The sequence below is a fragment of the Mucilaginibacter sp. genome, from assembly GCF_041663085.1.
Taxonomy (GTDB): domain Bacteria; phylum Bacteroidota; class Bacteroidia; order Sphingobacteriales; family Sphingobacteriaceae; genus Mucilaginibacter.
Genome location: NZ_JBAZRC010000055.1, coordinates 1 through 20383, shown reverse-complemented (window position 1 = coordinate 20383; position 20383 = coordinate 1). Strand labels below are relative to the sequence as shown.

Genomic DNA, 20383 nt, shown 5'->3' with positions numbered 1-20383 from the left:
ATTTACCAGATCGATTTCAGTGGCTGTATCTGTAAATGCTCTATCTCCATACCGTTGTTTACAATGCTTAAACGGCTGTAAGGTTTTTTGGGGAAGAACACACCGGTAAGGTTACTTAGCCCGCCATCGGCAAATAGTTCGATAGATGAAACATCTACAACCAGCTCAAAATCTGAAGTAAGCGATGTTGACAGCCTTGGGGTGTATGCTTTGGGCATAAATTGTTTACTGAATTTATTTTGTCCGGCTTTGGTACGGTCGATATAATAGCGGCTGTTTTTGGCATCGTAACCAACTACAAGCGCCTCGCCGGCATCATTAGATAGCATTACCGAGTAATCTTTAACAGCCTTTGTATTAAACTTAAGGGTGTACTGCGTTGGCGTTTGTTTTATCACCGAAAAGATATTGTTGTTTTTTGCCAGTAATCCGGCATCTACCTTAACAGTTTTAGATACAATTTTATCCAATTCTTCTATCGGGGTTGATGTTAGCCAGATATCACCAGCGGTAAGTTTTAATGAAAGTTCGCGCGGTACGGTCATAGCGTTTCGCCATTTTAGGGTTGGCACATCGTTGGCATAAAACCAGTTGCCCATCCATCCTAAAAATACTTTGCGGTTACCGGTGTTGCCCCATGTTACCCCGGCATAATTATCGGGGCCGTAGTCTATCCATTTGGTTTGGTTACTGCTTGGGGTAAACTTGCTGCCATCAAAATGGCCTACAAAGTATTGCGTAGCCGAACCGCCATTTGGGCCGCCCGGGTTTATGCTTACCAGTAAAACCCAATATTCTTTACCGTTCAGTTTAAGCGGGAACAGATCGGGGCATTCCCAAACACCTCCGTGCGCGCCAAGCATCTGGCCAAAATCGCTTTCTTTTTTCCAGTCCTTAAGGTTTGGCGATGAATAGAAGGTTATCCTGTCTTTAGTAGCCAGGCTCATTACCCATTTATTACCGGCTGCATACCAAAACACTTTAGGGTCGCGGAAATCTTTGATGCCGGGGTTTTTAAGCACCGGGTTACCGGTGTATTTTGTCCAGGTGGTACCTTCATCAAGGCTATAGGCAATACTTTGATTTTGGAATACAGCTGAACCCGACTTCTCCCCTTTCGGATCGTGATGGGTAAATATGGCTACCATGGCAGGTTTACCCTTTGTGCCAAAGCCGGAGGTGTTATTTTCATCGACCACCACGCTGCCGCTGAATATATAACCCAACTTATCAGGGTACAGGGCAATAGGCATCTGTTTCCAGTGGATAAGATCTTTACTTACCGCATGTCCCCAATGCATTGGTCCCCAAACTGTTGCTTTGGGGTAATGCTGAAAAAACAAGTGGTAAATGCCTTTATAATACACCATCCCGTTAGGATCATTCGTCCACATTGTTTTGGGCGAGAAGTGCACCTGCGGCCGGTATGGTTCGTGGTATAATTTAACGTTTGTTGCTTTTTGTGCCTTTGATGATGCGGCAGCCAAAACAAGGCAGCCTACAAGTAATACTTTTTTAATATCCATTGATTACAATTCAGGTAATACTTAACCTCAGTAAAGCTATGCACTATAAACTGAATTGTAACAATGATAGTATGATATTGTTAGTCGAATTTTACAGTATCGGGACCTGATAGTTTGGCTACATGGCAATTGCAGCCACCTGATACTTTTACTATAACCTTTTTAACCTGTCCTGTTGCTTTGCTTTTGGCGGTTATTTCAACATCATCGCCACTGGAAGAAAATTCACTTTTTATCCCATCGTTAGCTACCAATACATAACCGGCAACATAATCAATAATTGGATCTGTAGGTATGCGTGTTACCGGTTTGCCGGTACTCAAGTTTTTCATAGAATATTCTTCCACAATGGTTGGTTTACCTTCGTTGTCAGTAAAAGCAATTCCAATAGTCACAAATTGTGCAGTGCATATTTGGTTGGGGTCGCAACCAGTTTTTTTTCCACTTTTTTTGCAGGCCGATAAGCTGATGGCCATCACTAATACTAAAAGTAATTTCTTATACATAATTGGTTGGTTTGTATCTATTACGAAATGCAAATCTATTGCGTAACAGCTCATGTATAATAAAGCCTGTAACACGGTTTGTACCACGTGTTACAGGCTAATAAAACTACCTGGCGTGCTTTAACTTTTGCACTTCCTGCTTTAACATTTCAATCTGGGCCTGTTGCTCTTTGATGGCGCCAACCAATAAAGGCACCAGCTTTTGCAGATCTACTTCGGCTGTGGTAATGGTACGTGGATTGTTTTTACCCGCATTGTACCAATTATTATGGGTAGTGATAACGGATGGTACTACCTGCTTTGCATCGCCGGCAATAAAACCAAATTGCATACCTGCGGGCAGGTTTAACTGCTTGTAGTCGCCGCGGTTATACTCATAGCTAACAGGCTGCAGCCGGGTGATATAACTTAATGAATTGATAATGGGCGTAGTATTTGTTTTGATCTGCGCATCGCTTACCTGCTGCGCTTTTGCAGTAAATGTAAATACAGATAAAACAATAGATAATGACAATAAATATTGAACACGAATTTTCATGATAGTAAATTAAAGTGATATAAATAGAATAGCCCGCGATAGCTGCCGACTGTTAATAGGATCCTAAAAATTTAACCTATTTGATTTGGCGGAGGGGTAGGCACCGGCGGCACCCACGCTAAATGAGCGGTAGGCTGCTCATGCGGGTAGGTAATGTTTGTTAAACTGATATATAGATAAGGGATCTTTAAATCCAACTCACTCGCCCAAAGTTCTTTTAGCTTGCTTTCTTTGGTTTCGTTGCGTTCGGGGGTGGTTTCGTCGTCGTTGGCTGCCGGGCTATCGTTTTGTGCGATGTGATTTTTAGTAAGCAGCGAAACCACAGAAATGCCCGTACTTTCCAGAATAGAAAATATGCAGATAAATACCAGTAAATATTTTAAGCTGGAAAATTGCATAGCACCAAATTACTATGCAAACATAGCAATTTATGAAGATATTTAAAATCACTCTAATACTATCTTTTCGGGGCCTGAGAGTTTTTCTACATGGCAATTACAGCCCCCGGAGATTTTGTAAGCAACCGAGATAGGTTTATTGGTACTTATATTCGATGCTGTTATGCGTAATTCATCGCCGGTTGTGGACAGTTCTTTTTTGTTACCATCGGTTACTATAGTGTAGTGGCTGGGCTCTGAACCGTTATCAATTATGCCTTTAACCGATATATACTTATTGGTGCGCGTATTAAACACTTTAAAGTCCTTTACAGCTACATTATTCCCGTCCTTATCAACAAACTGGGTACCTATTGATGCAAACATCATGGTACAGATCTGGTCTGTGGGGCAACCATCTGTTTTTAACTTTTTACTGCATGATGAGGTAACAACAGCAAACACAAGGCATAGCAGGATGAGCTTTTTCATAATAAGGTATTTAGTTATTTAACGCATAACTATTAATAAAGTTAAGTATTATTTATAATACCTGGTTAAATTCCAACCGTTCGCCATCGGGCCCGGTGATGTTAAAATATTTGCAGCCTTTAGTCCAAAATTGCAGGAATACGGGGTTGGGTTCTATGATGTTAAACCCGGCTAGTTGAGCGGTTCTGAAAGCCTCGTCAATATCGGGCACATCAAAAGCAACATGGTCTACATGGCCATTTTTGCGGGTGCGGATCTCGGATAGCTCAGGCTCGGGCAGTTGGTACAGCTCAATGATCATACTATCACGCTTCATCATCACACAGGTGCCGCGTGCGCCCTCCTCACCAAAACCGGCCTGCATTACATTGGCAAAGCCTAAACGCTCGTAAAAGGCTTGGGAATTAGCTATGTTGGTTACCGGGATGCCTATGTGCTGGATGGATGTGATGTTGATGTTGTGCATAATTATGTAACGTAAAAAGAGGCGCGAAGTATCGCGCCTCTAAAATAATGAGTTGTGTACTGTGTCATTGCGAGCGATAGCGCGGCAATCCCAGAGTACCATTCGGACATGCTGAGATTGCCACGTCGCTACGCTCCTCGCAATGACACGGTGATAGTAAATACTTACATCACCCTCACCTTCAAATAACTCGGGTGCGCCTTTGAACTGTACACCTTATGTGTTGCTTTCTTAAAGTCGGTATCCTTGGCTTTCATAATATCCTGGAACTGCTGGGTGTTCCTGTCAATAAGCGGGAACCAGGTGCTTTGGATCTGCACCATAATACGGTGGCCTTTTTTAAAGGTGTGCAGCACATCCTGCAGCTCAAAATTTACCGGGGTTACTTTCCCGGGCACAAAGGCCTCTGGTTTTTCAAAGCTATTGCGGAACTTGCCGCGCATAGCCTCGCTGCGTACCATTTGCTCGTAACCAGCCATGCTTACCTCTTTACCGGTAAACTTATTGTTAGCGGCGGTGTCGGGGTAAACATCCAACACTTTTACCACCCAGTCGGCATCGGTGCCCGTGGTGCTTACCTTCAGGTTTGCCCAAATGTTACCTGCAAGGGTAATGTCCTTATCCAGTACTTCGGTTTTATAGGTTAGTACGTCCGGGCGCTTTTCGGCAAAGCGCTGGTCGGCTGTCATGTATTCGCGTTTCATATCAAAGTCGATATCATCAATAAACGGCACCGGGTTCATCGGGTCTGATACAAATTCTTTAAAATCATCTGTGGCAGCAGTAGGTGCCGCGAACGATAGTTTACCGCCCGGCAGCAGGTACAGGTTTTTCTCCTGTGCTTCGGCAGGTGGCCATGCCTTGTACGTTTTCCATGCGTTTACGCCGGTTTCAAAGGTGTTTACGTTTGGCAGGGCAAGCGGGGTGCCTTTCAGGTAATGACTAAAAAACGCGAACTCTATTTTCTCCCTGTAAAACGGACCTGTTGGTTCGCCAAAGCTTACATCGCCCAGGTGGTCGCCTGTGCCGCGTGCCCAACCGCCATGCACCCATGGGCCCATAGCAAAGTAAACAGGTGTGGTTGGGTTCTTTTTAACCAGCACTTTGTAGGTGTTGATCGCGCCGTACAAGTCTTCGGCATCGTACCAGCCGCCGGTAACTAGTACCGCGGTTTTAATATCATGCAAATGGGTTAATACGTTACGGTCTTTCCAGTGCTGGTCGTAATTTGGGTGATCCATCATTTCGTTCCACAGGCGGATCGTATCTTTATAATATTTCACGTTGGAGTTGCGCATGCTGCCCATATCCAAAAAGAACTTGTATCCATCCTCAGTACCGGGGTTAAAGCCTTTAGCCCTGCGTTGGGTTGGTTTATCATCCTGCCTGTTGGTAAAGCCCGGGTAAAAGCCAAAGTTGGCTACCAGCATAAACGCGCCGTTATGAAAGGCGTCGTCGCGGTACAGATCGGCAATTGGGGCCTGCGGTGATGCGGCAACCAGCGCCGGATGGCGGCTTAACAGGGCCGTTGTGGTATAAAAGCCCGGATAAGATATACCCCATACCCCTACCTTGCCGTTGTTATTCGGCAGGTTTTTAAGCAGCCAGTCGATGGTATCGTAAGTATCGGTGCCTTCATCAACATCTTTATTGGTTTTATGCACTTCCAACTCCGGGGTCATTTCTTCATAGATGCCTTCGCTCATCCAGCGGCCGCGTACGTCCTGGTAAACAAATATGTACCCATCATGCAAAAATTGCGGTGAGGGGCCAAGGCTGCCCTTATATTTATCTGCACCGTATGGGCCTACACTGTAGCAGGTGCGGTCCATCATGATGGGGTATTTTTTAGTTTGGTCTTTTGGTACGTATACCGATGTGAACAGCTTTTTGCCGTCGCGCATAGGTATCTCATATTCATACTTGGTGTAATTCTCTTTAACGTAAGCGGCATCGCTTTGAGCGAAAGAGCTGAAAGCGAAAAGCAGAAAGGTTAAAGCTAAGAAGAAAGTTCTTTTCATTTGTTTTGGATTGATGCTTTAAAAGTAATGAATAAAACAAAAAAGGCGCTGACAAATCAGCGCCTTCCACAAAATCGTTACGGAAACTATTTACTCTCTTTTTGCTGGCTGCGTAAATATTTATCAGAGAAGTTGCCCATATCCGTATTACGCTTATAATCATAAATGGCCCAGTCTTCCACATCTTTTTGGTTTATGAGCACAGGAGCGCCTATCTTAAGGTTTTTTAACACGATTGCCGAATCTGCAAATATTCCTGTAAACTTTCCATCGGCGTATTTATAAACCACGCTCCACATGTGCTCGTGGTCTGCGCCCTCCGCAAAATCCGATTTTACCAAAAATCTATAGTTACTATCCAGCGCGTGTGGTTTAAGGCTATCCAAAAATACATGAAGTTTGGCCTGGGCCGTATCCTTAAATGCAGCGATTTTTTCGTCATCCGTTTTCAGCTGAACTACCGAAGCATTTTCCTTTTTATCATTTTCTTTAGTGCTTTTTTGCGATTGATTGCATGCCGCTAAAACCAATATGGATAGCGCGCATGCTTTTAATACGTTTTTCATCATGGCAGTTGTGGGTATTAATTACTGTATAGCTATTAAACAAAAAAGGCAATCATTGTTCATGATTGCCTTCATTACTATGCTTGTTATCTTAATCCTCGTTAATAGCTTTAACGCCCGGCAATTCTTTACCTTCCATATATTCCAGTAAAGCACCACCACCTGTTGATACGTAGCTAACATCTTTGGTCATATCAAACTTGGCTACAGCTGCGGCAGAGTCGCCACCACCAATTAATGAGAAAGCACCGTTATCGGTAGCTTTAGCTACAGCTTCGGCAATGGCTTTGGTTCCTACCAAAAACTTTTCCATTTCAAAAACACCCATAGGGCCATTCCAAAGGATGGTTTTTGATTCTTCAACAACTTTGCTGAATAGCTTAACGGTTTCAGGGCCAATATCCAATCCCATCCAGTTGTCAGGGATTTCGCCTGTTTTAGCAACATCGGTATTGGCATCATTACCAAATTTATCGGCAATCACATTATCTACAGGCAATAACAGGTTCACACCTTTTTCTTTTGCCTTTTTAACCAGGCTGCGTGCCAGGTCGAGTTTATCGGCTTCAACCAATGATGTGCCAATGCTGCCACCATCTGCCTTTGCAAAGGTGTAAGCCATACCACCGCCGATGATCAGGTTATCTACCTTATCCAGCAGTTTTTCTATCAGTTCTATCTTGTCAGACACCTTTGAACCACCCATAATAGCGGTAAATGGTTTCGGGGCATCGTTCAATATTTTCTCCGCGTTGTTTAATTCGGCAGCCATCAGGTAACCAAATACCTTTGCATCAGGGAAAAATTGCGCTATAACTGCTGTTGAAGCATGGGCGCGGTGAGCGGTACCAAAGGCATCGTTCACATAAACATCGCCTAATTTTGAAAGTTTTTCGGCAAAGGCTTTATCGCCTTTTTCTTCTTCTTTATAAAAACGCAGGTTCTCTAATAATAAAACCTCGCCTTTTTCAAGGTCTTTTGATTTTTGGATAGCATCCTCGCCAATACAGTCGTCAGCAAACTGCACTTGCTGGCCTAACAGGTCGGCCAGGTGAGGCACCACATGTTTTAAACTATATTTTTCTGTAGGGCCATCTTTTGGCCTGCCCAGGTGCGACATTAAAATAACGGCACCGCCATCTTTCAATATTTTTTTAATGGTAGGCAGGGCCGCGGTCATACGGTTATCATCGGTAATGTTGTAATCCTCATCCAGGGGAACATTAAAATCCACACGTACAAGGGCACGTTTACCGTTAAAACTGATCTGATCTATTGTCTTCATATTGATGTATATAATTTCATGAACGGTGGCAAGTTGTCAAAATTTATCCTAATACCCAACCCAAAAGTTAAAAAGATGCTGCATATTCATCAAAATTTCATTTTATTTTAACATACATTACATAATGCGGCCCAATACCGGGCACTTCAAATTCGGGCGATATGATCTCGAAACCAACGCCTAAATAAAATGCCGCAGCCTTTTTGCGGGCATTGCACCACAGGTAGTTTACCTTTTGCCCGCGCAGGTAGGTTATGGCAAAATTAACCAGCATATTGCCGTAGCCTTTGCCCCTATATTTCTGCAGCGTAGCCATGCCCCTTAACTGATATGCCTTGCCTTCAAAACCTGTGTAACTTTTTGGATGGAAAGATGCTATACACGCTAATTCGCCATCTTTATAATACCCTAAATGAAACGAACTTTCGGCATCATCATTCTCAAAACGGCATTCATCAAGGGTAAGCTTACCTTCGCGCAACACTTCGTTACGGATAGGCAGCACATCATCGGCAGTAATAAATTTTATCATGATGGTAACTGGCTTATTTCTTCAACCAAATCGGCCAGGCGGCTGCTGTAGCCCATCTCGTTATCATACCAGCCCACAACTTTTACCAAGCCGCCTACTATTGAGGTTAGCTGCGCATCAAAGATGCAGCTGTGCGGGTTATCCAGTATGTCTGTAGATACTATAGGGTCTTCGGTGTACTCCAATACGTTTTTCATAGGGCCATCGGCAGCGTCTTTAAAGGCGGCGTTTATTTCGGCCACGGTCGGCATTTTTTCAAGGCTGCAGGTAAAATCGGTAAGCGAACCGTTAAGCACCGGTACCCGGATACCAGCACCCCCTAAACGCCCTTCTAAATGCGGGAATATATTAGTAATGGCTTTTGCCGCCCCTGTTGTTGTTGGGATGATTGATGCGGATGCGGCCCTTGCCCTACGCAAGTCTTTGTGTGGCGCATCGTGCAGGTTTTGGTCGCCCGTCATGGAATGTACGGTGGTGATATAACCATCTTTTATATGCCAGTTATCATCCAGTATCTTCACCATGGCAGCTACGTTGTTGGTGGTACATGATGCATTAGACAAGATGGGCGAACGTAGATCTACCTCGCCATCGTTAACAGCTAATACTACCGTCGGGATGCTTTTATCGCTTGATGGTGCCGAAATAATAACTTGTTTAGCACCTGCTGTGATATGCTTTAAAGCCCCTGCTTCAGTGATGAATTTCCCGGTTGCTTCTACCACCAGGTCAATATCCAGCTCTTTCCAGGGTAAATGCGATGGATCGGTTTGCTGCAAAACCCTGATCTGTTTGCCGTTTACATACAGGTTATTCTCATCATTGGTTACTGTTCCCTTAAAGCCACGATGTACAGAATCATACTTAAAAAGATGGGCAAGCGTGGCAGTATCGGCCTGGTCATTAATAGCCACTACATCAATACCGGGCTTTGCAAGAATAGTTCTTAGAAATATACGGCCTATACGGCCAAAACCGTTTATAGCGATCCTCATTTGCACATTAAATTAAGGTGCAAAACTAATAAAATTATATAGGTGGATAACGGTTATACAAATAGGTTACGTACAGATAACTTTTCTCTTTCTTTTGTACGCAGAAAAAATGTTATTACCCAGTTAAACAGCATTGATGATGCAAGTATCAGTATCATGAGTGTTAAATTGCCAAGAGGCGCAAACACCAGCACCATTACAATAAGCAAAATATTTATCCCACCTAAAATAAAGGTAGTTTGCAGGTGCGTATAGCCCAACCTTAATATGCGGTGATGTATGTGATTACGATCGGCACTGAAAGGTGACTTGCCATGTAAAACGCGCAGGGTAAACACACGCAGGGTATCAAAGATAGGCCCTATAAGTATAGCGAATGCCACGGCCGGCGCGGATATTACAGAGGGTGTAGTTGTACCGGTAAATTTATTCAGCTCGATAAAACGGATAGCCATTATAGCAGATATAAGCCCTATTAATAAGGAGCCGGCATCGCCCATAAATATTTTTGCCGGTGTAAGGTTATAGCGTAAAAAGCCTAATACGGCGCCAGCTATGGTTAATGATACCGCCGCCATTTCATAATGCTTCATATGGATGAACAGTACCGTGAACGCACCGTTCACAATAATACAGGTAGTGCCTGCAAGCCCGTCAATACCATCAATTAAATTAAAGGCGTTGATAATAAGTATGATGAACAGGATAGATAATATAGCACTTGTGATATACGGGATATCGTAAACACCAAAAACACCATACATGCTGGTAAAACGTATATCGCCCAAAATAACCAGTATGGTTGCTACAATAAACTGTATTAAAAACTTAGTGCTGGGGTTTACGCCCGACAGGTCGTCCTTTAAACCCATTATAAACAAAATTATACTGGCAGTTAGCAGGTAACTGACAGGTATAGTTTTATCAATTATGCTGAATAATAAAAGTGTGATGGTAAAACTTACAAATATGGCTACACCGCCTAAGCGAGGTATGCCGTGGTCATGCTGTTTGCGAAAATGGCCAACATCATCATATAAATGCCTTGTACGTGCTACATGTAAAATAGAGGGGATAGATAATAGCGTTATCAGCACCGAAAACGTTATCATCAACAAATAGTATATAAAATAATACGTATTTAAATATTCGGGCATATATAAAAGTTAGGGGGCATTTATATACTGCAAATATATATTTTTTATTTGCAATTAAAAAAATTGCCCCAGTTTCCGCAATGGCTTGAATAACAGTGCAATAGGTGGAAAATATACATTATTTCTGTACATTGCTCTCATATCAAAAATCAATGCCTTAACACGATTATTAATACTGCTGTTACTAACCCCTCCAGTACTCATTTTAACTAATACCCTGGCTATGTAATAAACCGGTAATTGGTTAAGGTGTATAAACCTTAGCATTAATTCATAATCGGCAGCCGTGCCGTATTCAAGGCTATAATTGCCAAACCTGTTAAACACCTCTTTACGGCAATAAAACGTAGGGTGCGGTGGCATCCAGCCCAGGTTAAACAGCCCCTTTTTATACGGTCCGCTCCGCCATTTACGAAACGTGCTTCCATCCGGTTTTACATAATCAAGGTTACCGTATACAATATCGGTAACGTTATTTTTAAAAGCATCCAATACAACTGTTAAAGTATGGCTGTCTGCAAAAAAATCATCTGCGTTAAGTATGCCTATAACGTCTCCGCTTGCCAAAGCAATACCTTTGTTCATTGCATCATAAATACCTTTATCGGGCTCTGAAACAAAAACATGGATATATTTTTTATACTTTTCAAGCACAGAAATGGTACCATCTGATGAGTTTCCGTCAATTATTATGTACTCGATATGAGGATAATCCTGGCCGATTACCGATTGTACGCATTGCTCAATAGTGCTTTGGGCATTATATGAAACAGTTATTACAGATATTTTAAGGTCATGCACTATGGAAAAAAACATTTATTTAGGTGCAAATTATGTAATTTTGAAATCACTGCGCAATTATTGGTAACATTAAGCAGTAATTTATTTTATATGCGTGTTTTATATTTTATTTGCTTTGTTGGTATAGTTGTGTTAGGCAGTTCGTGCTCTTACAAACAAAACCAGATACTTTTCGAGAAAAGGGCGTCTGTTGTTGATACCGTATCACCAAAAGCAGCTATAGTTAGCTACCGCATACAGCCCCAGGATATTTTGCAGATCCGCAACCTTCAAAATTTAAAGTATATAGTAGATGAGGTACCTACCTCGTCTGCGTCCGGCTCCGGGAACAACGCTACAGCCGGGCAGGGCCAAACCTTCCAGGTAGAAGAGGATGGCACCGTTGCCTTACCTGCTATTGGGCACGTACAGGTTATGGGGTTAACGCGCACCCAGGCTACAAAATTAATAGAAGACCTTTACCGTAAAAACCTTTTAAAAGACCCTATAATTGAACTTAAGGTTGTAAACCTTAAAGTAACGTTACTGGGCGAGGTAAGATCGCCGGGGAATTTTCCGATAGTAAAAGATAATACTACTTTGGTTGAACTTATTGGGCAGGCTGGTGGCTTAACGCCTGCGGCAAACGAAAAGAAAATAAAAATTATACGGGGCAAAAATAACACCCAAAACGTAACCGAAATTGATTTGAGTGATATAAACTCTTTATCAGACCCAAGGGCTTACCTGCAAAACGGCGATATTATTTACGTAGCCCAAAACAAGCGGGCCATACGTACCGAAAACCTGCAAAACTTTAACACCTGGGCACAACCAGCCCTGTTGTTATTAAACACCGCGCTCATCATTTTTACGCTGAGCAGGCAATAATGGGGCAAACAGGTGCAAGCTTGTATTTTACGTAAAGTATCAGTATAAAACCTAACATAAATGCAGCAAACCGATCTTTCTGTATATAATAACCATCCTTACCACCCAGGGGGGAGTGCCCTAAAACGGGCAATATGGTATTATATCAGTTCGGTATTCTTCAAATCTGGTTTGTTACCTGTAAACGGGATAAAAATTGCCCTGCTGCGTTTATTTGGTGCGCAGGTTGGCAAAGGAGTGGTAATAAAGCCGGGCGTAAATATCAAATATCCCTGGCACTTAAAAATTGGCGATAATACCTGGATAGGCGAGCGCGTTTGGATAGATAACCTTGTTTTAGTAACCATTGGCAGTAATGTGTGTATATCACAAGGGGCCATATTACAAACCGGCAGCCATAATTATAAAAAAACAACATTCGACCTGATAACCGGAAGTATTACACTTGCCGATGGCGTATGGGTAGGCTGTGGCGCCATTGTTAACCAGGGCGTAATTGCTGCAAACCATTCGGTACTTACCAGTGGTTCGGTAGCCAATAAACATCTTGAAGCTTATTTTATTTACCAGGGTAACCCCGCCGTTAAAACCCGCCCGCGCATCATACAATAAATCACAACACCCACCATGCCCAACACTACCTTACCTGCATACCGTATTATACTTTTAGCTGTATTTGTATTAGTTGCTGCTTTAGGGGTAATAAATATTATAACACCTGCTGCTATTTTCCCTGATGCCAGCTGGGGTTTCCAGGTTTTACGGTCAATGCAAATGGGGGGCGCTTTCAATACCCTTATTAAACCAAGCCAGCAAAACATAGCTCAAAATACTACCGAGTTTATATCGTGGTGGTCGCCGGGCCAATACCTTATTCCTTATTTTTTCAAATCTGTTTTTGGGTTAAATACAGGGCAGGCCGCATCTGTTACCACAATGCTTTGCCAGCTTTTAGGCTTAGCCGGCTTTTATACCTTCTTTAAAAAAGTGGGCTTTACACCCTTAATAAGTGCTTTAAGTTTAGCGGTTATTATTTGCCAGCTGGTATTTTTTACGCCCTTTATTTTTTACATAGGCGGCGAAACTTTGCTATTTGCCTTTACCGGCTGGTTTTTATACGGATGCTTAACCTTTAATAAACCCGACTGGAAGCTAATGCTGTTTGTATTACTTTCCGGCTGGATAGGTTTTATATGCAAATCATCCTTCATCTGGATCTATGGGGCTGGACTGCTGTTTATGTGGATCCAACTATCCGCAGGGCATACAAGCGCTAAAAGCTGGCTATTTAAAGGTTTTTGGATAGGCATACCGGCTTTGGTATCAGTAGTGGTTATCTCGTGGCTATACCTCTCAAAAGGGATTAACCCATCGTCAATTTCAGGCGGGTTCGATCTTAGCTTAAAGGCCATTGCGTTCCCCCTCGCCTCACCTATACTGGCAGGTTTTTCTGTTGATGATCTGGTAAACGGTTTTTTCTTTCATACTGATACCACACTATTATCACCCGGCTGGGCCATGCTTATCTTAATTCTTATAGCCATGGTAAGTATTGCTTTAGTTTACGCTATTTGTACCCGTGTACCCGATAAAAGATACCGTACTATCATTATCCTATTTTATGGCATATCGCTCATCTTTTTCGGGCAGGCATTTATGCGCAAGCTCGATATATCTTATGAGGCAAGGCATTTCAGGATAATTGGTTTACTGATCATCCCCGGCACTTTATACCTTTTTAGCCAATATAAAATAATTTACCGTGTTGTATTAGGGCTGGGTATAGTAGTAATAGCCTTTTTCACAGTGAAGTTTTATGCCGAAGGCTCTTATGGTTTAAGGCATTATACCGCCTACGGTACATCGGGCATTGGCCAGCAGTTTATAGATCAGCAAAGCCTTGATTATATTAAACTGCTTGATGATAAGCACAAGGATGCCATCTTCGTCTTCTTCAGTCCGGACCTGGGGCTTGAGATTCAGAACAATCGTGTAATTACGCTTGAGGAGTTGAATAAAGATATTAATATAGATTTTGACCAATACCAGCATAAAGGCCACGCCGGGCCTATATATATACTGATGCCACATGATTATATTGGCATCAGGGCAAACGTTATCCTGAAATCCTTCCCGGGGTATAAAGGATTTTCGCTAAAAGAGTTAAGCGATAATTACGTACTGTACTTTGCTACTGAGGCCCGTTAACTTCCTTGTTAATTTCTTTCCAAAGCAGGTCTTTAAGCTCGGTGATGTTTTTCTGAGCTACTGATGATATAAACACGTACGGTACATCTGCCGGTACTTCTTTCTCCATCTCTTCCTGCAATTCTGCATCAAGCATGTCAGATTTTGTGATGGCCAGTACCCGCGGCTTATGCATTAGTTCGGGGTTATACTCATTCAGTTCTCTTAACAGGATGTTGTATTCCTCTTTGATGGTACGGTTGGTATCGGCAGGCACCATAAACAGCAATACCGAGTTACGCTCAATATGGCGCAGAAAACGAATACCCAGCCCCTTGCCTTGCGATGCCCCCTCTATAATACCCGGTATATCCGCCATAACGAATGATCTGCTATCGCGGTAACCCACAATGCCCAAATTAGGCACAAGCGTTGTAAAGGCGTAATCGGCTATCTCTGGCTTAGCTGCAGATACAACCGAAAGCAAAGTTGATTTACCAGCATTAGGGAAACCTACCAAACCAACATCGGCCAGTAACTTCAGTTCAAGAATGTTCCAGTCTTCTTCGCCATCCTCGCCGGGTTGCGCATAACGCGGGGTTTGTTGGGTTGCGGTTTTAAAGTGCCAGTTACCCTGGCCGCCACGGCCGCCTTTTGCTAATATTTTGGTTTCGCCGTCGGCGTTTATTTCGAATAGTATCTCGCCGGTTTCGGCATTTTTGGCTATTGTACCCAAAGGCACTTCCAGTATCTCGTCGCGGCCGGTTTTGCCTGAGCGTAGCGAACTACCACCAGAGTCACCGTCGCCTGCAATTACGTGCTTGCGGAATTTAAGGTGAAGCAGTGTCCATAACTGGGCGTTACCTTTTACAATAACGTGCCCGCCACGGCCGCCATCCCCCCCATCGGGGCCACCTTTTGAGGTTAAAATATCACGGTGCAAGTGCGATGAACCGGCACCACCATGTCCCGAACGGCAGCATATCTTTACGTAATCAACAAAATTTGAGCCTTGAGACATAGTTTTTATTTTGAGCGGAAAGTTTTTTAGACGGAAAGTCCGAAAGACAGTAAGTACAATCACTTTACTGACTTTCGGACTTTCCCGACTTTCGGACTATTATTAATTAATAAGCGTCGATAACCGAATTAATAGAAGAGAAGATCTCTTCTATCGAACCGATACCGTTTATGCTTGTAAACTTATTTTGGTTTTTATAAAACCCTGCAACCGGTGCAGTTTTATCATTATATTCTTTAATACGCTTGCGTATCACCTCCGGGTTGGCATCATCAGGCCTGCCCGAGCTTTCGCCTCGTTTTAATAAACGCTGCTCCAATTCACTGTCAGTAACTTCTAAAGCTATCATACCCGATATAGAGGAATCTTTAGATTCCAACAGGCTATCCAGTGCTTCGGCCTGTGCAACCGTACGCGGAAAACCGTCGAAAATAAAACCCTTTGCATCTTTGTTAGCATCAAGCTTATTGCTGATCATCCCTATCACTACCTCATCCGGTACCAAAGTACCTTCGTCCATCAGTTTTTTTGCTTCGAGGCCCAGCTTAGTGCCTTGCGAAATTTCTCCGCGCAGCAAATCGCCTGTTGAAAGGTGAATTAAGCCAAATTTTTCGATAAGATTTTGTGATTGAGTACCCTTCCCGGCACCGGGCGGACCAAACAGAACTAAGTTAAGCATCCCTTGCGATTAAAGTTAAAAGCCTTTCCGTTTTTTACAGAAAGGCTTAATTTGTGTGCACTTGTAGGGATTCGAACCCCAAACCTTCTCATCCGTAGTGAGATGCTCTATCCAATTGAGCTACAAATGCGTTTTATAATATAAAACCGTTACCACTAACCGGTAACCGCCCCGTTTTTAACGGACTGCAAAAATAGGATTTTCTGCATCCATTGCAAACTTTTTTACAAATTACTTTACTTTTTCGGCAATTGCCTCAAAATTTGGCAGGTCGCCGGCGTTCTCCAACACCTCGGCATATATCACATTTTGCTCCTCATCTATCACAAAAGCAGCACGTTTGCTCACGCCCTTCATGCCAAAAGCGAACGACTCATATAAAGCACCGTATGCTGCCGATACATCCTTGTTAAAATCAGAAAGCAGCGGAAACTGGTACGCATTCTCTTCTTTAAACTTAGCCAGGGTAAAAGGCGAATCGACAGAGATGCCTAAAATTTGAGCATTTAAACCATCGTAATAACCAAAGCTATCGCGCATGGTACAAAGCTGGGTAGTGCAAACACCCGTAAACGCCAACGGGAAAAAGTGGATCACTACTTTCTTTCCTTTAAAATCGGCCAAATTAACTTCTTTAAGCTCTGATGATGTTAATGTAAACTGTGGTGCCGCCTGGCCTGTTTGTACTGACATATTGTTCTTGATTTTTGTTTTGCAAATAAAATGATAATTCCCTTGCCTATTATCATAGTGATGTATTAATGCTAAAAAGTGTTAAATAGTTTTATAACTAAATACCTAGTTTAACTTTATTTAACAATTCAGGTCAACCCTATAGCATAGATTAGCGGCCGGGAATAAATTGTATTTCAATCAATTATTCCATCAAACTTAAACGCGCCGTATCATGATCAAAAATTTCATTAAAACAGCATTCCGCAGCCTGCTAAAAAATAAAGGGTTTACCGCAATTAATATACTGGGGTTAGCTTTAGGCCTGGCAACCTGCCTGCTTATTGTTTTTTATGTGATTGATGAATTAAGTTATGACCGCTATAATACCAAAGCCGACCGTATTTACCGCGTAAATATGGATATGAAATATGGTGGCAATATTGCTTCATATGCCATAACCCCACCCCCATTGGCTGCAACTTTGTCAGGCAATTTCCCGGAGATTGAAAAAACAGCCCGGCTGATACATGATCAAGGGGTACGCATAAAGAAAGGTAATGAATACATACAGGAGGAAAAGGTTGTATATGCTGATTCTGAGATTTTTGGTGTTTTTACGTTACCTATGATAGCTGGCGACCCAAAAACTGCTTTAACCGAACCCTACACCGCTGTTATTACAGAAAGTACGGCTAAAAGATACTTTAACACCACTGATGCACTTGGCAAAACACTTACTTTAAGCAGTAATGCCAATTATAAAATAACCGGTGTTATACACGATATCCCAAGCCAATCGCATTTTAAGTTTGATTTCTTCCTGTCGCTGGCTGCCCGGGCTGATGCCAAAAGCAATGAATGGAGTAATTTTAGTTATACCACCTATATCCTTTTTAAACCGGGCGCCAGCCCAAAACAATTAGAAGGTAAACTAACGGGCATGTTAAAAAATAACATGGGGTCAAATTACAGCAGACTGGAGAAAAGCGGCAACTACTTTCATTTAAACCTTACGCCACTTACCGATATCCACCTGTTATCTAACAGGCAGTACGAGCTTGGGGCGAACAGCAGTATTACTTATATATACATTTTCTCTGCCATAGCATTGTTTGTTTTACTTATAGCCTGTATTAATTTCATGAACATGTCTACCGCCCGCTCGGCAAACAGGGCAAAAGAGGTAGGCGTACGCAAAGTATTGGGCTCGTCACGTAAATATCTGATCGCGCAATTCCTGTCCGAATCGATACTGGTAACCGTGGCCGCTGCCGTAGTAGCGGTGCTGGCCGCGTGGGCGCTTTTGCCGCTGTTTAACCAGGTGTCCGGGAAAGAGTTATTCATTACCGCACAAACCATATTATGGTTATTCCCTTCGCTGCTGGTTATTATTGTTGCAGTTGGGATACTGGCAGGCTCATACCCTGCATTTTACTTATCTGCATTTCAACCTATCAGCGTACTAAAGGGTAAAATATCAACCGGGTTTAAAGGCGGAAATTTCCGCAACTTTTTAGTGGTGTTCCAGTTTGCTATATCTATATTTCTTATTATTGGCACCCTGGTTATTTATGGCCAATTGAACTACATTCAACACAAAGATCTTGGTTTTGACCGCAACCAGGTGCTGGTTATTAAAAATGTTGGCGTAATAGAAAATGCTAAAACATTTAAACAAGAGGTTAAACAACTTGCCGGTGTGGCAAACGCATCATTAAGCGGATTTTTACCAACAGGTGTTGTAAGGGCACCCGATGGTGTATTCCGCAATAAAACACCCGACCCTAAAAACGCCCTGTTTACCGAAGTTTGGCCTATTGATGAAGATTACCTGAACACCATGGGAATGGGTATTTCCAAAGGCCGTAACTTTTCTAACCAACTATCAACAGATTCATCAGCAGTTATTATAAATGAAACCGCCGCCCGGATGCTGGGTTTTGCCAATAGCCCCTTAGATAAAAAAATATACAGGCCAACGGGGGTACCCAACCAGCCTTTAAAAGAGTACCATGTAATTGGTGTTGTAAAAGATTTCAACTTTAGTTCGTTAAGGGATAATATAAGCCCGGTTGTAATGTTGTTAGCCAATGATAACGGGGCATTAAGCATAAAAATACATGCCAAAAACCTGCCTGCGTTTGTAGCACAGGTTGAGCATAAATGGAACCAGTTATCGCCAAATCAGCATTTCGAATACTCATTTATGGACGAGGACTTTAACACAGCCTATCGTACCGAACACCGCACCGGCAAACTGTTCCTGATATTTACTACCCTGGCTGTGCTTATTGCCTGCCTTGGGCTGTTTAGCCTTGCCGCCTACGCCGCCGAGCAGCGCAACAAGGAAATTGGCATCCGTAAAGTATTGGGTGCAAGCGTATCGGCTATTGTGGCTATGCTGAGTAAAGATTTTATTAAACTGGTGCTGATATCATTCGCCATAGCCGCGCCTTTGGCCTGGCTGGTAATGCACAAATGGCTGCAGGGTTTTGCTTACCGCCAAAACATACAATGGTGGGTAATAGTTGCAGCAGGTGCAGGTGCTTTGGCTATTGCCTTTGTAACCATCAGCACACAATCGTTTAAAGCGGCGGTGGCTAATCCGGCGGAGAGCTTAAAAGGTGAGTAGCCATACTTCAAACATATTCAACATAAAAGCTATTATTGTTGATATGAAAGCCATTACCATTACCCAGCCCGGCGGCCCCGAAGTTTTACAAATCGCCGATAGGCCTGTGCCTTCCTACTCCGCTCACGATGTACTTATAAAAGTACTCGCAGCGGGCATCAACCGGCCCGATGTGGCGCAGCGCAAAGGGAATTACCCGCCACCTGCAGGCGCGCCGCAGGACATCCCGGGGTTGGAGATAGCCGGTATTGTTACTGAGGTTGGCACAGATGTAACCCGTTGGGTGGTTGGCGACAAAGTTTGTGCACTGGTTATTGGCGGCGGCTACGCCGAATACTGTACCGCGCCCGAAGGGCAGTGCCTGCCTATCCCCGAAAATCTGTCGTTTGCGGAGGCAGCATCCCTGCCCGAAACTTTTTTTACCGTTTGGAGTAACGTGTTTGACCGTGGACGATTGAAGCAAGGAGAAGCCCTGTTGGTACATGGCGGCAGCAGCGGCATTGGCGTAACGGCCATACAAATGGCAGCAGCATTGGGCAGCATAGTTTATGTTACGGCAGGCAGTGATGAAAAATGCAAATTCTGCGAGGATTTAGGTGCTGCAAAAGCCATCAATTATAAGCACGAAAGCTTCAGCGAAGCAGTAGCAAAACTTACCGACGGCAAGGGTGTAGATGTACTACTGGATATGATAGGCGGCGACTACACCACCCCTAACATTAAAAGCCTGGCTAATGATGGCCGGCTGGTATTCATCAACACCATGAAGGGCAAAAATGTAGAGATTGACCTGGCCGAGGTGATGCGGAAGCGAATCTACATCACCGGTTCTACGCTGCGACCAAGGGATGTGGCCTTTAAAAGTGCCATCGCACAAAACCTCGAAAAACACATCTGGCCGTTACTGGCATCGGGCAAAATAAAACCGGTTGTTTATCAAATATTCCCGGCAGCAGAAGCCGCCGAAGCACACCGCCTGATGGAAAGCAGCGAGCATATGGGGAAGATAGTGTTACGTTTTGGGTAGCACATAGATAATGATTCATAGTTGATGGCA

21 protein-coding genes and 1 tRNA gene are annotated in these 20383 nt (G+C 43.2%); 5 read left to right on the top strand and 17 right to left on the bottom strand.

The features are described 5' to 3' along the window. Positions 1–2 precede the first annotated feature (2 nt). The 13 genes from WC615_RS12005 to WC615_RS11945 all read right to left on the bottom strand — a co-directional run bounded on the left by WC615_RS12005 (position 3) and on the right by WC615_RS11945 (position 11277). Positions 3–1526 carry a glycoside hydrolase family 32 protein gene (locus WC615_RS12005; RefSeq protein ID WP_372978334.1) on the bottom strand — a complete coding sequence of 508 codons (1524 nt, stop codon included), beginning with the start codon at positions 1524–1526 and terminating at the stop codon, positions 3–5. Between the two features lie 80 nt (positions 1527–1606). Beyond that, positions 1607–2032, bottom strand: a complete 426-nt coding sequence (locus tag WC615_RS12000; RefSeq protein WP_372978333.1) for a hypothetical protein — start codon at positions 2030–2032, stop codon at positions 1607–1609. A gap of 106 nt (positions 2033–2138) precedes the next feature. Then, positions 2139–2570 (bottom strand): tail fiber domain-containing protein, encoded by a 432-nt coding sequence (locus WC615_RS11995; RefSeq protein ID WP_372978332.1) that lies wholly within the window; start codon positions 2568–2570, stop codon positions 2139–2141. A 71-nt stretch (positions 2571–2641) separates the two neighbouring features. Next, a complete protein-coding gene (locus WC615_RS11990; RefSeq protein WP_372978331.1) occupies positions 2642–2968 on the bottom strand; it encodes a hypothetical protein in 327 nt (108 codons plus the stop codon). A 48-nt stretch (positions 2969–3016) separates the two neighbouring features. Continuing rightward, positions 3017–3439, bottom strand: a complete 423-nt coding sequence (locus tag WC615_RS11985; protein ID WP_372978330.1) for a hypothetical protein — start codon at positions 3437–3439, stop codon at positions 3017–3019. A gap of 52 nt (positions 3440–3491) precedes the next feature. Next, positions 3492–3905 (bottom strand): VOC family protein, encoded by a 414-nt coding sequence (locus tag WC615_RS11980; protein WP_372978329.1) that lies wholly within the window; start codon positions 3903–3905, stop codon positions 3492–3494. Between the two features lie 164 nt (positions 3906–4069). Then, the gene (locus WC615_RS11975; RefSeq protein WP_372978328.1) at positions 4070–5926 is read right to left on the bottom strand and encodes a CocE/NonD family hydrolase; all 1857 of its coding nucleotides are present in this window, start codon (positions 5924–5926) and stop codon (positions 4070–4072) included. Positions 5927–6012: 86 nt separating this feature from the next. Next, positions 6013–6492 carry a DUF2314 domain-containing protein gene (locus WC615_RS11970; protein WP_372978327.1) on the bottom strand — a complete coding sequence of 160 codons (480 nt, stop codon included), beginning with the start codon at positions 6490–6492 and terminating at the stop codon, positions 6013–6015. Positions 6493–6583: 91 nt separating this feature from the next. Beyond that, entirely contained in the window at positions 6584–7777 is a 1194-nt protein-coding gene (gene pgk, locus WC615_RS11965) for a phosphoglycerate kinase (protein ID WP_372978326.1), read from the bottom strand. 97 nt (positions 7778–7874) lie between these two features. Further along, entirely contained in the window at positions 7875–8309 is a 435-nt protein-coding gene (locus tag WC615_RS11960; protein WP_372978325.1) for a GNAT family N-acetyltransferase, read from the bottom strand. Then, entirely contained in the window at positions 8306–9304 is a 999-nt protein-coding gene (gap, locus tag WC615_RS11955; protein WP_372978324.1) for a type I glyceraldehyde-3-phosphate dehydrogenase, read from the bottom strand. Before gap ends, WC615_RS11960 begins: the two co-directional genes overlap by 4 nt. Before the next feature lie 53 nt (positions 9305–9357). Then, positions 9358–10461, bottom strand: coding sequence for an MraY family glycosyltransferase (locus WC615_RS11950; protein WP_372978323.1), 1104 nt, complete (start codon positions 10459–10461; stop codon positions 9358–9360). Positions 10462–10515: 54 nt separating this feature from the next. Further along, positions 10516–11277, bottom strand: a complete 762-nt coding sequence (locus WC615_RS11945) for a glycosyltransferase family 2 protein (protein WP_372978322.1) — start codon at positions 11275–11277, stop codon at positions 10516–10518. Positions 11278–11352: 75 nt separating this feature from the next. Here WC615_RS11945 and WC615_RS11940 point away from each other — a divergent pair, with 75 nt between their 5' ends. From WC615_RS11940 to WC615_RS11930, 3 genes are read left to right on the top strand one after another with little or no spacing between them, the layout of a single operon-like run. After that, on the top strand, positions 11353–12132 hold the full coding sequence (locus WC615_RS11940) for a polysaccharide biosynthesis/export family protein (RefSeq protein ID WP_372978321.1): 780 nt from the start codon (positions 11353–11355) through the stop codon (positions 12130–12132). Positions 12133–12192: 60 nt separating this feature from the next. Beyond that, entirely contained in the window at positions 12193–12744 is a 552-nt protein-coding gene (locus WC615_RS11935; RefSeq protein ID WP_372978320.1) for a WcaF family extracellular polysaccharide biosynthesis acetyltransferase, read from the top strand. A gap of 15 nt (positions 12745–12759) precedes the next feature. Further along, positions 12760–14340: a hypothetical protein gene (locus tag WC615_RS11930; RefSeq protein WP_372978319.1), complete on the top strand. Its 1581-nt coding sequence runs from the start codon at positions 12760–12762 to the stop codon at positions 14338–14340. Here WC615_RS11930 and obgE read toward each other — a convergent pair. From obgE to WC615_RS11910, 4 genes are all read right to left on the bottom strand, one after another. Beyond that, positions 14324–15340, bottom strand: coding sequence for a GTPase ObgE (gene obgE, locus WC615_RS11925; protein WP_372978318.1), 1017 nt, complete (start codon positions 15338–15340; stop codon positions 14324–14326). The two genes, WC615_RS11930 and obgE, sit on opposite strands and share 17 nt — an antisense overlap. 106 nt (positions 15341–15446) lie before the next feature. Then, on the bottom strand, positions 15447–16019 hold the full coding sequence (locus WC615_RS11920) for an adenylate kinase (protein ID WP_372978317.1): 573 nt from the start codon (positions 16017–16019) through the stop codon (positions 15447–15449). Positions 16020–16075: 56 nt separating this feature from the next. Continuing rightward, positions 16076–16149 (bottom strand) — tRNA-Arg (locus tag WC615_RS11915). 101 nt (positions 16150–16250) lie between these two features. Beyond that, positions 16251–16712: a redoxin domain-containing protein gene (locus WC615_RS11910; protein ID WP_372978316.1), complete on the bottom strand. Its 462-nt coding sequence runs from the start codon at positions 16710–16712 to the stop codon at positions 16251–16253. 214 nt (positions 16713–16926) lie between these two features. On the opposite strand from WC615_RS11910, the gene WC615_RS11905 reads away from it, so the two are divergent. Both WC615_RS11905 and WC615_RS11900 read left to right on the top strand, forming a co-directional pair. Beyond that, positions 16927–19326, top strand: coding sequence for an ABC transporter permease (locus tag WC615_RS11905; RefSeq protein ID WP_372978315.1), 2400 nt, complete (start codon positions 16927–16929; stop codon positions 19324–19326). 43 nt (positions 19327–19369) lie between these two features. Next, entirely contained in the window at positions 19370–20353 is a 984-nt protein-coding gene (locus WC615_RS11900; RefSeq protein ID WP_372978314.1) for an NAD(P)H-quinone oxidoreductase, read from the top strand. Positions 20354–20383: the final 30 nt, after the last annotated feature.

Bases quoted from the DNA above. Each gene is read 5' to 3' on its own strand.
- WC615_RS12005 (WP_372978334.1), bottom strand. From the start codon at position 1,526: ATGGATATTAAAAAAGTATTACTTGTAGGCTGCCTTGTTTTGGCTGCC.
- WC615_RS12000 (WP_372978333.1), bottom strand. From the start codon at position 2,032: ATGTATAAGAAATTACTTTTAGTATTAGTGATGGCCATCAGCTTATCG.
- WC615_RS11995 (WP_372978332.1), bottom strand. From the start codon at position 2,570: ATGAAAATTCGTGTTCAATATTTATTGTCATTATCTATTGTTTTATCT.
- WC615_RS11990 (WP_372978331.1), bottom strand. From the start codon at position 2,968: ATGCAATTTTCCAGCTTAAAATATTTACTGGTATTTATCTGCATATTT.
- WC615_RS11985 (WP_372978330.1), bottom strand. From the start codon at position 3,439: ATGAAAAAGCTCATCCTGCTATGCCTTGTGTTTGCTGTTGTTACCTCA.
- WC615_RS11980 (WP_372978329.1), bottom strand. From the start codon at position 3,905: ATGCACAACATCAACATCACATCCATCCAGCACATAGGCATCCCGGTA.
- WC615_RS11975 (WP_372978328.1), bottom strand. From the start codon at position 5,926: ATGAAAAGAACTTTCTTCTTAGCTTTAACCTTTCTGCTTTTCGCTTTC.
- WC615_RS11970 (WP_372978327.1), bottom strand. From the start codon at position 6,492: ATGAAAAACGTATTAAAAGCATGCGCGCTATCCATATTGGTTTTAGCG.
- pgk (WP_372978326.1), bottom strand. From the start codon at position 7,777: ATGAAGACAATAGATCAGATCAGTTTTAACGGTAAACGTGCCCTTGTA.
- WC615_RS11960 (WP_372978325.1), bottom strand. From the start codon at position 8,309: ATGATAAAATTTATTACTGCCGATGATGTGCTGCCTATCCGTAACGAA.
- gap (WP_372978324.1), bottom strand. From the start codon at position 9,304: ATGAGGATCGCTATAAACGGTTTTGGCCGTATAGGCCGTATATTTCTA.
- WC615_RS11950 (WP_372978323.1), bottom strand. From the start codon at position 10,461: ATGCCCGAATATTTAAATACGTATTATTTTATATACTATTTGTTGATG.
- WC615_RS11945 (WP_372978322.1), bottom strand. From the start codon at position 11,277: ATGTTTTTTTCCATAGTGCATGACCTTAAAATATCTGTAATAACTGTT.
- WC615_RS11940 (WP_372978321.1), top strand. From the start codon at position 11,353: ATGCGTGTTTTATATTTTATTTGCTTTGTTGGTATAGTTGTGTTAGGC.
- WC615_RS11935 (WP_372978320.1), top strand. From the start codon at position 12,193: ATGCAGCAAACCGATCTTTCTGTATATAATAACCATCCTTACCACCCA.
- WC615_RS11930 (WP_372978319.1), top strand. From the start codon at position 12,760: ATGCCCAACACTACCTTACCTGCATACCGTATTATACTTTTAGCTGTA.
- obgE (WP_372978318.1), bottom strand. From the start codon at position 15,340: ATGTCTCAAGGCTCAAATTTTGTTGATTACGTAAAGATATGCTGCCGT.
- WC615_RS11920 (WP_372978317.1), bottom strand. From the start codon at position 16,019: ATGCTTAACTTAGTTCTGTTTGGTCCGCCCGGTGCCGGGAAGGGTACT.
- WC615_RS11910 (WP_372978316.1), bottom strand. From the start codon at position 16,712: ATGTCAGTACAAACAGGCCAGGCGGCACCACAGTTTACATTAACATCA.
- WC615_RS11905 (WP_372978315.1), top strand. From the start codon at position 16,927: ATGATCAAAAATTTCATTAAAACAGCATTCCGCAGCCTGCTAAAAAAT.
- WC615_RS11900 (WP_372978314.1), top strand. From the start codon at position 19,370: ATGAAAGCCATTACCATTACCCAGCCCGGCGGCCCCGAAGTTTTACAA.